The sequence below is a fragment of the Streptomyces griseosporeus genome (genome assembly GCF_014656055.1).
GTDB classification, from domain to species: domain Bacteria; phylum Actinomycetota; class Actinomycetes; order Streptomycetales; family Streptomycetaceae; genus Streptomyces; species Streptomyces griseosporeus.
Genome location: NZ_BNBR01000001.1, coordinates 887,799 through 900,831, shown reverse-complemented (window position 1 = coordinate 900,831; position 13,033 = coordinate 887,799). Strand labels below are relative to the sequence as shown.

Here is a 13,033-nt window from a genome sequence, read left to right as displayed (position 1 = left end):
CGACGCGAGGCAAGCCCTTGACTTCTGATCTGCTCGCACCGCTCGATCTGGCGTTCTGGAACATCGAATCCGCCGAGCACCCGATGCACCTCGGCGCGCTCGGGGTCTTCGCGGCCCACTCGCCCACGGCCGGGGCCCACGCCGCCGACCTGCTCGCCGCCCGCTCCGCCGCCGTGCCCGGCCTCAGGATGCGGATCCGCGACACCTGGCAGCCGCTGCGCGCCCCGCTCGGCTTCGGCGGCGCCGCCCGGGAACCCGACCCCGGCTTCGACCCCCTGCGGCACGTGCTGCTGCACGCGCCCACCGCCGACTTCCACGCCGCCGCCGGCCGGCTCATGGAACGCCCGCTCGTCCGGTCCCGGCCGCCGTGGGAGGCGCATGTGCTGCCCGGCGCCGACGGGGAGTCCTTCGCGGTGCTGTTCAAGTTCCACCACGCCCTCGCCGACGGGCTGCGCGCCCTCGGCCTCGCCGCCGCCGTCCTCGACCCGGTCGACCTGCCGCCCGCCCGGCCCCGCCCCGAGGAGCCGCGCCGCGGCCTGCTGCCCGACGTACGGCAGCTGCCCGGGCTGGTGCGCGGCGCGCTGTCCGACGTCGGCCGCGCCCTCGACATCGGCGCCTCCGTCGCGCTCTCCACGCTCGGCACCCGCAGCACCCCGGCGCTCACCGCCGAGCCCACCGGCACCCGCCGTACCGCCGGCGTCGTCATCGACCTCGACGACGTGCACCGGGTCCGCAAGACCGTCGGCGGCACCGTCAACGACGTGCTCATCGCCGTCGTCGCCGGCGCCCTGCGCCGCTGGCTCGACGAGCGCGGCGACGGCAGCGAGGGCGTCGCGCCCCGCGCCCTGATCCCCGTCTCCAAGCGCCGCCCGCGCACCGCCCACCCGCAGGGCAACCGGCTCTCCGGCTACCTGATACGGCTCCCCGTCGGCGACCCCGACCCGCTCGCCCGGCTCGCCGCGGTGCGCACCGCGATGGACCGCAACAAGGACGCCGGACCGAACCGCGGCGCCGGCGCCGTCGCGCTGCTCGCCGACCACGTGCCCGCGCTCGGCCACCGCGTCGGCGGACCGCTCGTCGGCCAGGCCGCCCGGCTCTGGTTCGACCTCCTCGTCACCAGCGTGCCGCTGCCCAGCCTCGGTCTGAGGCTCGGCGGCCACCCGCTCACCGAGGTCTACCCGCTCGCCCCGCTCGCCCGCGGCCAGTCCCTCGCCGTCGCCGTCTCCACCTACCGGGGCCGCGTCCACTACGGCCTGGTCGCGGACGCCGAGGCGGTCCCCGACCTCGACCGGCTCGCCAGGGCGCTCACGCTGGAGGTGGAGACACTGCTCACAGCCTGCGCCGGCTGACCCTCCGCGGTTTGGTTCCCGGGTGCGGCGCTCCGTAGAATTCCGCGTTCGAAAGCAGGCGCGGTCGGAGCGCCGCCACGGGACCCCAGAAACGGCAGCGCGATGACGGTGACAGAGGACGGCTCGGCGATCCAGAGCGGTACGCCCGAGGAGTCGTACGGCCCCGGCGCCGGCACGCCCGGGGACTCGTACGGGCCGGGTATCGACCCCGAGCGCCTGGCCGTCTGCCTCAGCGTCCTCGAAGAGCTGGACAAGCTCGACGTCGACCACCCGGACGCGATCAAGGTCCGCCGGGCCACCTCGCACATCTACCGCACGGTCAAGCAGCGCCGCCGTCAGGAGCGCCGCGCCGCCAAGACCGCGCACGACCGCGCCGTGACCGAGGCCACCGCCACCGGCTCCGCCGAGCGCATCGACGACGAGACCGAGGGCATCCTGCCCTCCTCCAAGGCCGAGCCCGGCACGATCGCCGGCATACTCCAGCGCCCGCGCTCCTGCTACACCTGCAAGTCCCGGTACGTGGAAGTCGACTACTTCTACCACCAGCTCTGTCCGGACTGCGCCGCGCTGAACCGCGCCAAGCGCGACGCCCGCGCCGACCTCACCGGCCGGCGCGCCCTGCTCACCGGCGGCCGCGCCAAGATCGGCATGTACATCGCGCTGCGGCTGCTGCGCGACGGCGCCCACACCACCATCACCACGCGCTTCCCCAAGGACGCCATCCGCCGCTTCAAGGCGATGGAGGACTCGGCGGACTGGCTGCACCGCCTGGAGGTCGTCGGCATCGACCTGCGCGACCCCGGTCAGGCCGTCGCCCTCGCCGACCAGGTCGCCGCGGCCGGCCCGCTGGACATCCTCATCAACAACGCCACCCAGACCGTGCGCCGGCTGCCCTCCGCCTACGCCGCCCTGGTCGAGGGCGAGAGCGCCCCGCTGCCCGCCGGTGAACTCCCCGCCCACCAGGTCATCGGCGCCTTCAACTCCGGCGCCGTCGACGGCCTGGCCGCGCTGCCCGTCGGCACCAGCGAGCTGGACGCCCAGCAGGTCGCCGACCTCGCCCTGGTCGCGGGCAACGCCTCCGTCGCCCGGCACCTGGACGGCACCGCCATCGACGCGGGCGGCCTGGTGCCGGACGTCGTCGACACCAACACCTGGGTGCAGACCATCGACCAGATCTCGCCGGTGGAGCTGCTGGAGACCCAGCTGTGCAACTACACGGCGCCGTTCATCCTGATCAGCAAGCTCCGGCCGGTCATGGCCGAGGCCGCGAAGAAGGCGCCGAGCGGGCGGTCGTACGTGGTCAACGTCTCCGCGATGGAAGGCGTCTTCGGTCGCGGCTACAAGGGTGCCGGTCACCCGAACACCAACGCCGCCAAGGCCGCGATGAACATGGTCACGCGGACCAGCGCCCAGGAGATGTTCCAGACCGACGGCATCCTGATGACCTCCGTCGACACCGGCTGGATCACCGACGAGCGCCCGCACTACGACAAGCTGCGCCTCGCCGAGGCCGGCTTCCACGCTCCGCTCGACCTGGTCGACGGCGCGGCCCGGGTCTACGACCCGATCGTGCGCGGTGAGGCCGGGGAGGACCTGTACGGGGTCTTCATGAAGGACTACGAGCCCGGGCGCTGGTGACCTTCCGGGGCCGCGCCTGACGGTCCGGAGGGGGGCCGGGCGGGTCAGTCCATCGCGCCTGGGGGCGAGTTGCCGGGGCAGGAGATCATGGCGAGCCTGCCGTCCGGCCAACGCCGCCTGAACGGCGCAACGATGTCCCGCCGATGCCGTGGCGCGCTCGAAGGCGCGGGCGGCCGAGTAGTCCGTTGGAGTGACCCTCGAAAGGCGCATCACGGGGCGAAAGGGTTCAATTCCCAAGCGAGGACATACGGGTGACTTGCCATGGTTACCCCAAATTTTCAGCCCTATCGAGCGGAGGCCCGCTCATTTGGTTAACCTGAAGCCGGCGGACAGCAGTACGGGTCCTACCCACACCCACCGTCCGCCATGGGACAAGCCGCTTCACAACGGCCTGCTCTCCGCACGAGTTACCGGCGCCACCGCGTCCGATCCGCCTCAAGCCAGACCTTAGCGGGCGTCGAGCTCAAGGCCGCAGACTGGCCTCGATGTCCCGAGGGTGACCGACACATAAGGAGTGCGCGGTGACACCAGAGAAGACGAATCGCGATCAGCGCCCCAAGGAACGTACGGAGCGCGCGGGCCGCCGGCCCGGGGAACTGGGAAGCCTCGACGTGTGGGCCCGGTCGGCGCCCATCCGGCTCGCCGGCTACGAGGACGACCTCGCCGAGCCCCACATCCTGCCCAGCGTCGACTGACCCGGCGCGGGCGCCGCGATCCCGTCAGTCCAGCGGCGCGGTCCGGCGCCATGGGTGCAGGTTCTCCAACTGCTCGGCCAGCGCGAGCAGTTGGAGCTCCGAACCGGGCCGTCCCACCAGCTGCACGGCGCAGGGCGCGCCCGAGGGCAGCGTGCCGAACGGCACCGCCATCGCCGGCCAGCCCGTCAGGTTCCACGGCGGCGTCAGCGGCGAGTAGGCCGAGTCGGCGAGGATGTTGCGCAGCCAGCCCCGCTCGTGCCACGGCCCCGCCTTGGGGGAGCGGCGCGCCAGCGCGGGCGTGAGCAGCACGTCGTACTCCGCGAAGAACGGCTCCAGCCGGTGGCGCAGCGCGTCCCGGCCGCGTCCGTGGCTCACCCGGGTCACGAAGCGGCGGCCGACGGCCGCGTGCGTGCGGGTACGGCGGTTCAGCAGGCGCGGGTCCAGGGCCCGGGCGTCGACGGCTGTGCCCGCCGTCCAGTGCGCGATCGCCGTCGCGCCGAGCGACATCGGATACGGCGGCTCGGCGCGCCGTACCGTGTGGCCCGCCCGGGCCAGCACGCCCGCCGCCTCGCGGACGGCCGTGCCGTACGGCTTGCTGATCGTGATGCCGGCCAGGGGGCTGCGGAGCGAGACGGCGATCTTGTGGCTGCCCGGGGACTCGGCGGGCGGACGCAGGCCGTCGGGGTCGGCCAGCACCTGGAGCATGAGCCGGGCGTCCTCCACTGTCGTCGCCAGCGGGCCGTTCTCCGACATGCCGAACCAGTCGCCGTCGCTGATGCCCGCCGGGACCACTCCGTGGCCGGGCTTGATGGTCACCAGGCCGCAGTTGGCGGCGGGGATGCGCAGGGAGCCCATGCCGTCGTTGCCGAGGGCGATCGGGGTGAAGCCGGCGGCGACCGCGGCGGCGCTGCCGCCGGACGAGCCGCCCGCGCTGCGGGTGAGGTCCCACGGGTTGCGGGCCGTGCCGTGCACGCCCTCGGTCGTGCCGAAGACGCACAGCTCGGGCACGTTCGTGAGGCCGACGACGATTGTGCCGGCGGCGCGCAGCCGGGCCACGGTGACGTGGTCCTCCGCCGCGGGGGTGTCCGGCGTCGCCGCCGAGCCGACGCGGGTGGACTCGCCGCGCACCGCGAGGTTGTCCTTCACCGCCACGGGGACGCCGGCGAGCGGGAGGCCGGCCAGGTCGGCGCGGGCGCCGACCTCGTCGGCCTCGGTGAGGGCGGCCTCGGTGCGTACCGTGCGGAAGGCGCCCACGCGGGTGTCCAGGCGGGCGATCCTGGCGAGGTGCTCCTCGACCACCTGCCGTGGGGTGGTGCGCTTCTCTCGGACCGCGGCGGCTATGTCTGCGGCGGTGCGGCCGACCCAGGTGGTCACGGGGGCTCCCTCGGTATTACCGGTGAGTAGTTCGGTCGTTGGGAGAACTGTGCCTTGGGGGGTGCTCGTGCGTCGAGGGGGCTGAGCCGGTTCTTCGGGTGCGGGTGGGTGGGTGGTTGCTCGCGCCCACGCGGCGGAGCCGCATATCGATACAGCCCCGCGCCCCTGTATGCCTGCGGCGGCCCGTTGCGGTTGCGTTGTGGCGTGCGTAGCGCCTACGGCCGGTGGTGGGGTCGGGGCCGCGCCGGGGGGTATCCGTCCTCGGTGCGCCGCTGGGTACGGTCAAATTCGTGCCCTCTCTTTCCGGCGCCCGCTGCGGGCGGACACCCCCCGACACGTCCCCTTCCGCCGCGGGCGACTGCAGCCCGGTCAGGGCGGGCCTGCGCGGTGGTTACGCCGGGCCCGTGCTGTCCCGTTCCGTCAGGTGGGGGACCGGGACCCGGACCGTGCGGGCCGGGCCGCCGTCCAGGAGGGTGAGGAGTTCGCGGGCCGCCGTGCGGCCGAACTCCACGCTGTCGCGGGACAGCGCCGACAGCCAGGGCTTGACCATGCGGCACAGGGCGGAGTCCTCCCAGGAGACCACGGAGACGTCGTCGGGGACCCTGCGGCCCAGTTCCGTCGCGGCGGCGATGCCGGCCACGGCCATCACGTCGTTGTCGTAGATCAGGGCCGTCGGGGGCGTCGGGCGCTCCAGGACGCGGCGGGTGACCGCGGCGCCCTCGGCGTCGGAGTAGTCGGTGGTGACCGACTCGACCTCGGTCAGGCCCCGGCGTTCCGCTTCGGCGCGCAGGGTGCGGATGCGGCGTTCGGTGTGGGCCAGGCCGGGGAGGCCGGCGATGTGCACGATGCGGCGGTGGCCCAGGGCGTGGAGGCGGTCCACCGCCGAGGCCATGCCTGCGGCGTCGTCCGCCCATACGGTCGACAGGTGCGGGTGGCGGTCGTCGGGGGTGCCGCCTATCACCACGGCCGGCAGGCCGAGTTCGTCCAGCAGGGCGGGGCGCGGGTCGTCCGTGCGGGGGTCGACCACGAGGACGCCGTCCACGCGGTGTTCCGCCCACCAGCGGCGGTAGACCGCGCACTCGTCAGGAATGTCCTGCGCTATCTGGAACAGCAGGCCGAGGTGGCGTTCGGCGAGGACCTCCTGGATGCCGGAGACCAGTTGGAGGAAGAACGAGTCCACGCCGAGCGTCCCGGCGGGGCGGGCCAGCACGAAGCCGACCGTGGCCGTGCCCTCGCCCGACAGCTGGCGGGCCGCGGTGCTGGGGCGCCAGCCCAGTTGTTCCGCCACGCGGTGCACCCGGGCCCGGGTCACCTCCGAGACGCCCGGCCGGCCGTTGAGCGCGAAGGAGACCGCGCTCTCCGAGACGCCGGCCCGGCGCGCGATGTCCTTCATCGTCGGCCGGCGTCGGCCCGTGGATCCCATTCCATCCGCCTCGCTTACTAATGCGCTTGAGCTGTTTCAAAGTAAAGCGCATTAGTCCATAGGGCAAGGGGCTGTGAGCTGGGGGTTTGCGGCGCTAATGTCTTTAGTTGCCGTTGCTCCATTGACTTCGGCTCACGGGCGCGTGCAAGGTCTGGGCCGGCACCGCCGTCCCCGAAAAGGAGCACACCGTCGTGCGCATGTCCCGCAGAACCTTCGCCGCCGCTGCCGTCGCCGCCGTCCTGCTGCCCCTGAGTGCCTGCGGCTCCGGGGGCGACGGCGGGGGCTCGAGTGACGCCTCGGGCAAGGTCGAGGGTGACATCACCTTCCAGACCTGGAACCTGAGGGCGAACTTCAAGCCGTACTTCGAAGGGCTCGTCGCGGAGTTCGAGAAGAAGTACCCCGGCACGCACGTGAAGTGGATCGACCAGCCCGCCGAGGGCTACGCCGACAAGATCAGCGCCGACGCGGCCGGCGGCACCCTGCCCGACGTCGTGAACGTCTCGCCCGACCTCGTCGCCCCGCTCGCCCGGGCCGGGCTCGCCCTCGACCTCGACAAGGCCGCCGGGCGGTACAAGGGCGAGTACCTGGAGGGTGCCTGGGGCGCCCACCGGATACCGGGGACGAGCGGTACGTACGCCTTCCCCTGGTACCTCAACACCGGGCCGCTCTTCTACAACAAGTCCCTGTTCCGGAAGGCGGGGCTGGACCCCGACGCGCCGCCGAAGACCTACGACCAGCTCATCGCCGACGCCCTGCGGATCGCCGAGCGCACCGGCGGCAAGGTCGCCACCCTCGCCAACGTGCCCACCATCGAGGACTTCGGGCGGTACGGCGTCCCCCTGATGAACCGGGACGGCACGGGCTTCGCCTTCAACGATCCCAAGGGCGTCGAACTGCTCGGCAAGTACAAGCAGTTGTACGACGCCAAGGCGCTCGACCCGCAGGCGCTCACCGCCACCCCCGAGTCCTCCGGCAAGAAGTTCCTCACCGAGGCCGTCGCCATGAACCCCGGCAGCGCCCTGGACCTCGGCAACTTCAAGAAGCAGGCGCCGAACCTGTACAGGAACATCGGGATCACCGACCAGATCACCAGCACCGGGCACGTCAACATGTACGTGATGGGCGTGATGGTGAACGCGCAGAGCAAGCGCAAGCCCGCAGCCGTCGCCTTCGCGCACTTCGTGACGGACGCCGCCCACCAGATGTCGTTCGCCAAGCAGGTCGCCATCTTCCCCAGCACCGCCGGCTCGCTCGACGACCCGTACTTCACCCAGCAGGACGGCACCGACGAGACCCGGGTGCGGGTGGCCGCCGCCAAGTCGCTGAAGAACGCGGTCAACTACACGCCGGTGCTGTTCAGCGAACAGATGAAGACCGCGCTGCGCAACGAGGTCGCCCGGGCGCTCCAGGGCAAGGAGAGCCCGCAGGAAGCTCTCGACAACGCTGTCAAGCAGTGCGACACCCTCCTCCGGCAGCAGGGACAGTGAGGGCCTCGTCCGTGCGGGTGCGGCGTCAACTGGCCGGCAGCCCCTGGCTGTTCGCCGCGCCCGGACTGCTCGTCGCCGGTCTGTTCGTGCTGTACCCGTTCGTGTCGACCGTCGTGAACGCCTTCACCGACCGGCGCACCCTGGTCCCCGGAGAGTTCGTCGGGCTCGCCAACTTCCGTGAGCTGCTGCACGACGACATGTTCTGGACCGGCCTGCGCAACAGCGCGCTGTACGTGGTGGGTGTGGTGCCCGCGCTCGTCGTGCTGCCGCTGCTGCTCGCCCTGCTGGTGCAGAAGAACATCCCTGGCATCACCTTCTTCCGGTCCGCCTTCTACACGCCGGTCGTCGCCTCGATCGTCGTGGTCGGGCTGATCTGGGTGTGGCTGCTGGACGAGCGCGGACTCGTCAACGCGATGCTGGAGACGGTGGGCGTGGGTCGGGTCGGGTTCCTCAGTGACCAGTGGCTGCTGCTGGTCAGCGCCATGACGGTCACCGTGTGGAAGGGGCTCGGCTACTACATGATCATCTACTTGGCGGCGCTCGCCAACGTGCCGCGCGAGCTGCACGAGGCCGCCGCCGTCGACGGCGCGGGTGCCGTGCGCCGGTTCGTGACCGTCACCGTCCCCGCCGTGCGCTCCACGATGGTGCTGGTCGGGGCGCTGTCCTCGGTCGCCGCGTTCAAGGTGTTCTCCGAGGTCTATCTGATGGCCGGGCCCAGCGGCGGGCCGGCCGGCGAGGACACCACCCTCGTGATGCTGGTGCAGCGCACCGGCACCGGGCTCACCGGCCGCGTCGGGTACGCCTCCGCGCTCTCGCTGGTCGTCTTCGTGGTCACCGTCGCCCTGATGCTGCTCGTGCTGCGCGCCGACCGGAGGGAGGAGTCATGAGCGTCGCCGAGAAGGTGCGGACCGGGCGGCCGGTGGCCGCGCGGGAGCCCCGGGTCGCCGACGAGCACGGGCGGCGGATCCGGGGGCTGGAGCTGGTGTGGCGGTACCTGCTGCTGCTCGGTGTGCTCGCCCTGACCGTCGGACCCTTCCTGTGGCAGCTGTCGACCTCGCTGAAAGGGCCGACGGAGGACATCTTCAGCTCCCCGCCCACCTTCCTGCCCGAGCATCCGACCCTGCACAACTACGAGCGGGTCGCCGAGACCATCCCCGTCTGGGACTACGCCCTGAACTCGCTGAAGGTCGCCGCCGCCAACGTCGTCACCAACTGTGTGGGCTCCGCCCTCGCGGGCTACGCCCTGGCCCGGCTGCGCTACCGGGGGCGACGCGCGGCCACGCTGGCGTTCGTGCTGGCGATGCTCGTGCCCGTCGAGGGCATCGTCATCGCCCAGTTCACGACCATGCGGGAGCTGGGGCTGAACAACACCCTGGTCGGGGTCGTGCTGCCGGGGTCCGTCGCCGCGATGAACGTGCTGCTGATGCGCAACGCCTTCCTCAACCTGCCGTACGAGATCGAGGAGGCCGCGTTCGTCGACGGCGCGAACGTCTGGCAGCGGTTCTGGCGGATCGCGCTGCCGTCGGTCCGGGGCACGCTCGCCGTCGTCGCGATCTTCGCCTTCATGGGGGCCTGGGACGACTTCCTGTGGCCGCTCATCGTGCTCAGCGACCCGTCGAAGTTCACCCTGACCATCGGCCTGAACTACCTGCACGGCACCTTCGCCAACGACGAACGCCTCGTCGCCGCCGGCACCGTCATCGCCGTCGCCCCGCTCATCGTGCTCTTCGCCTGCCTCCAGCGGTACTTCTTCCGCGGCGTCGGCGAGGGCGCGGTGAAGGGCTGACTCCTCCAAAGGACCGACGTATGCCTTCCGCGCCCCGCTTCGGCGTCAACTACACCCCGAGCGAAGGGTGGTTCCACCACTGGCTCGACTTCGACCTCGACTCCGTCCGCGCCGACCTGGACTCCCTCGCCGCCCTCGGCTTCGACCACATCCGGGTCTTCCCGCTGTGGCCCTACTTCCAGCCCGACCGCGCCCTGATCCGCCCGAGGGCGGTGGAGCAGCTCCTCGCCCTCGTCGACGCCGCCGCCGAGCGGGGACTGGACGTCAACGTCGACGGCCTGCAAGGGCACTTGAGCAGCTTCGACTTCCTCCCGGCCTGGACCCGGACCTGGCACAGGCGCAACCTCTTCACCGACCCGGACGTCCTCGACGGGCAGGCCGCCTATCTGCGCACCCTGGCCGGCGCGCTCGCCGACCGGCCCGCGTTCCTGGGCATGACCCTCGGCAACGAGATCAACCAGTTCTCCGCCGGGCCCCACCCCGACCCCGACCGGGCCACCGAAGCGCAGGTCGATCTGTGGCTCGCGCGCATGCTCGACGCCTGTGAGGAGGGCGCGCCCGGGCGGCTCCATCTGCACGCCGAGTACGACGCCACCTGGTACCAGGACGACCAGCCCTTCACCCCGGCCCAGGCCGCCCGGCACGGCGCCCTCACCGCCGTGCACTCCTGGGTCTTCAACGGCACCGCCCAGCGCCACGGCCGGACGGGCATCCCCACCGAGCACCACGCCGCCTACCTCGTCGAGCTGAGCAAGGCCTGGGCCGAGGACCCGCACCGGCCGGTCTGGCTCCAGGAGGTCGGCGCGCCCGCCCCGCTGATCCCGCCCGAGCACGCCGCCGCCTTCACCGAGGCCACCGTCGAACACGCCCTGGACTGCCCCGACCTGTGGGGCATCACCTGGTGGTGCTCGCACGACGTCTCCCGGGGCCTCGCCGACTTCCCGGAACTGGAGTACGGGCTCGGCGTGCTCACCAACGACCGCCGGCCCAAGGACCTGGCCCGGGTGCTCGCCAGGGCCGCGCGCACCCCCCGGCCCGCGCCCGCGCCCCGCACCACGGCCCTCGCCGTGCCCGCCGACCCCGCGCAGCGCTCCCGCTGCGCCCCCGGCGGTGACGTCTTCGACGCCTTCTTCCGGTTGGTCGCCGACGGGGCCCGCCCCACCACCGTCCTCGACACCCGCGCGCGGGACACCGCACACCTCGCCGCACGCGGCATCACCGAGGTCGTCGCTCCCGGACAGGTACTCCCCACCCCACAAGGAGGCACCCGCTCGTGAACCCCACCAGACGCACCGTCCTGCTCGCCGCCACCGCGGCCGCGCTGCTGCCCCCGGCACCCGCCGGGGCGGCCCCCAGGGCGGCCGCCGCGCAGCAGCCGTACGCCTCCTACTGGTACCCCGACTCCCTGCCCGAGGGCAGCCCCGGCCCCGGCGTCACCTGGCGCAGCCTGACCGCGTGGCGCCCCGAGACCGACCCCGACCTCGCCTTCAACGCCTCCTCCGTCCCCCTCGCCCCCCGCTTCACACCGGTCCCCGCCAATCCCACCGCCCGCGCCGGGCAGGCGCGCGTCCAGGCCCTGGTCTCGTTCGGGCCGACGTCGTCCAACCCCTCGCAGGGCTCCGCCACCGCCGACTACTACGCCCTCACCCACTGGGCCTACCTCGACGAGCTGGTCTTCTGGGGCGGCTCCGCCGGCGAGGGGCTGATCCTCGCCCCGAACGCCCCGGTCGTCGACGCCGCCCACCGCCACGGCGTGCCCGTCCTCGGCACCGTCTTCCTGCCGCCCGCCGCCTACGGCGGACAGCTGCGGTGGACCCGCGATCTCGTGCGGCGGGACGCCGCCGGGCGCTTCCCGCTCGCCGAGCGGCTGGTCGCCGTCGCGGCGGCGTACGGGTTCGACGGGTGGTTCGTGAACGCCGAGACCGGGGGCGGGGACAGCGCGCTCGGCGCGGACATGCTCGGCTTCGTCCGGGAGCTGAGGGCGCTGGCCGCGGCCCGCGGGCAGCGCGTCACCTGGTACGACGCGATGACCGTGGACGGCACGGTGAGCTGGCAGGGCGCGCTGAACAGCCGCAACCGGCCCTTCTTCGAGGCCGCCGACGACCTGTTCGTCGACTTCCGGTGGAGCGCGGCATCCCTCGCCGCTTCCGGGGCCGCCGCCGAGGAGCTGGGGCGGAGCCGGTACGAGCTGTGGGCGGGCGTGGACGTCGAGGCGAACGGCTGGAACTCCGCCGTGGACTGGGACGCGATCGTCCCCCGGGACCGCGCCCACGTGACCTCGGTCGGCTTCTACCGGCCGGAGTGGACCCGCAACCACCTGCCCGCCGACGGCCGCGACCCGGCCGCCTTCCACGCGGCCGACGACCGGTTCTGGACCGGGCGGTCCCTCGACCCGACGCGGTCCGACCCGGCCGATCCGTGGCGGGCGCCCGCCGTGTCGGTCGCCGACCGGTCGACGGTCACCTCGCTGCCGTTCGCGACCGTGTTCAACACCGGGCACGGGCTGCGCTGGTACGACAAGGGGCGCGTCGTCTCGGACGCGCCGTGGAACCACCTCGGGCTGCAGGACCGCCTGCCCGCGCGCCGCTGGGCCGTGCACACCACCGGGCGGCGGCCCTCCGTCGCCTTCGACTTCGCCGACGCCTGGCACGGCGGCAGCAGCGTCCTCGTCGCCGGGGAGCCGGACGCTCCGGTCGTCGTGGAGCTGTACGCGACCCGGCTGCCGGTCGCCGCGGGCACGGTCGTCGAGCTGACCCACCGCGTGGACGCCGGTGAGGTCGACGTCGAGCTGGCCGTCGCCACCGCCGAGCCCGCGACGCCGGGGGCGACACCGCCGTACACCTGCCTGCCGGTCGCCGCCGGCAGCGGCTGGCGGACCGTCACGGTGCCGCTGACCGGTCTGTCCGGCACCGTGCGCGCGCTCGGCGTGCGCCTCACCGCTCCCCACGGCGGTGCCGTGCGCTGGCGGCTCGGCGGGCTCGCCGTGCACACCGGCCGCGCCCCCGTGCCCGCCGCGCCCACCGGAGCGCGGATCACCGCGGCCTCCGGCGGTGACCTGCGCCTGGCCTGGAACCCCGGCGGCGGCGCCGTACGGCACTACACCGTGCACCGCCTGCTGCCCGACGGCACCCGGCGCCGGCTCGGCGCCACCGGCCAGCGCGCCTGGTTCGCCGCCGGGCTGCGGCCCGAGCAGGGCGAGCGGGCCGCGCGGTTGGAGGTCCGCGCCGTGGGGGAGCTGTACACCACGTCCGCTCCCGCCACCGTCACCCACCCCTGGTAAC

Annotated in this window: 10 protein-coding genes; 8 read left to right on the top strand and 2 right to left on the bottom strand. The window is 73.2% G+C overall.

Annotation, left to right across the window (positions count from 1 at the left end; translation table 11 throughout):
- Positions 1-17: 17 nt before the first annotated feature.
- The 3 genes from IE308_RS04045 (at position 18) to IE308_RS04035 (ending at position 3,682) form a co-directional block, all read left to right on the top strand.
- Positions 18-1,349, top strand: coding sequence for a wax ester/triacylglycerol synthase family O-acyltransferase (locus IE308_RS04045; RefSeq protein WP_190216604.1), 1,332 nt, complete (start codon positions 18-20; stop codon positions 1,347-1,349).
- Between the two features lie 102 nt (positions 1,350-1,451).
- Positions 1,452-2,987: an SDR family NAD(P)-dependent oxidoreductase gene (locus IE308_RS04040; RefSeq protein WP_190216603.1), complete on the top strand. Its 1,536-nt coding sequence runs from the start codon at positions 1,452-1,454 to the stop codon at positions 2,985-2,987.
- A gap of 521 nt (positions 2,988-3,508) precedes the next feature.
- Positions 3,509-3,682, top strand: coding sequence for a hypothetical protein (locus IE308_RS04035; RefSeq protein ID WP_110633937.1), 174 nt, complete (start codon positions 3,509-3,511; stop codon positions 3,680-3,682).
- Positions 3,683-3,706: 24 nt separating this feature from the next.
- On the opposite strand, the gene IE308_RS04030 is transcribed toward IE308_RS04035, so the two are convergent.
- Together IE308_RS04030 and IE308_RS04025 are read right to left on the bottom strand one after the other, a co-directional pair.
- Complete coding sequence (locus tag IE308_RS04030) at positions 3,707-5,056, bottom strand: amidase (RefSeq protein ID WP_190216602.1); 1,350 nt, start codon at positions 5,054-5,056, stop codon at positions 3,707-3,709.
- Between the two features lie 391 nt (positions 5,057-5,447).
- Positions 5,448-6,479, bottom strand: coding sequence for a LacI family DNA-binding transcriptional regulator (locus IE308_RS04025; RefSeq protein ID WP_110633943.1), 1,032 nt, complete (start codon positions 6,477-6,479; stop codon positions 5,448-5,450).
- Between the two features lie 191 nt (positions 6,480-6,670).
- Here IE308_RS04025 and IE308_RS04020 point away from each other — a divergent pair, with 191 nt between their 5' ends.
- The 5 genes from IE308_RS04020 to IE308_RS04000 are packed head-to-tail and all read left to right on the top strand — an operon-like array spanning position 6,671 to position 13,032.
- Positions 6,671-7,966: an ABC transporter substrate-binding protein gene (locus tag IE308_RS04020; protein ID WP_190216601.1), complete on the top strand. Its 1,296-nt coding sequence runs from the start codon at positions 6,671-6,673 to the stop codon at positions 7,964-7,966.
- Complete coding sequence (locus IE308_RS04015) at positions 7,933-8,853, top strand: carbohydrate ABC transporter permease (protein ID WP_373314424.1); 921 nt, start codon at positions 7,933-7,935, stop codon at positions 8,851-8,853. Before IE308_RS04020 ends, IE308_RS04015 begins: the two co-directional genes overlap by 34 nt.
- Positions 8,850-9,752, top strand: coding sequence for a carbohydrate ABC transporter permease (locus IE308_RS04010; RefSeq protein ID WP_190216599.1), 903 nt, complete (start codon positions 8,850-8,852; stop codon positions 9,750-9,752). Before IE308_RS04015 ends, IE308_RS04010 begins: the two co-directional genes overlap by 4 nt.
- Before the next feature lie 20 nt (positions 9,753-9,772).
- On the top strand, positions 9,773-11,029 hold the full coding sequence (locus IE308_RS04005) for a glycoside hydrolase 5 family protein (RefSeq protein WP_190216598.1): 1,257 nt from the start codon (positions 9,773-9,775) through the stop codon (positions 11,027-11,029).
- Positions 11,026-13,032, top strand: a complete 2,007-nt coding sequence (locus IE308_RS04000; RefSeq protein WP_190216597.1) for an endo-beta-N-acetylglucosaminidase — start codon at positions 11,026-11,028, stop codon at positions 13,030-13,032. The genes IE308_RS04005 and IE308_RS04000 overlap by 4 nt, the downstream gene beginning before the upstream one ends.
- Position 13,033: the final 1 nt, after the last annotated feature.

Excerpts from the sequence above, each read along its gene's own strand:
- IE308_RS04025 (WP_110633943.1), bottom strand. The coding sequence starts at position 6,479 with ATGGGATCCACGGGCCGACGCCGGCCGACGATGAAGGACATCGCGCGC.
- IE308_RS04040 (WP_190216603.1), top strand. The coding sequence starts at position 1,452 with ATGACGGTGACAGAGGACGGCTCGGCGATCCAGAGCGGTACGCCCGAG.
- IE308_RS04010 (WP_190216599.1), top strand. The coding sequence starts at position 8,850 with ATGAGCGTCGCCGAGAAGGTGCGGACCGGGCGGCCGGTGGCCGCGCGG.
- IE308_RS04005 (WP_190216598.1), top strand. The coding sequence starts at position 9,773 with ATGCCTTCCGCGCCCCGCTTCGGCGTCAACTACACCCCGAGCGAAGGG.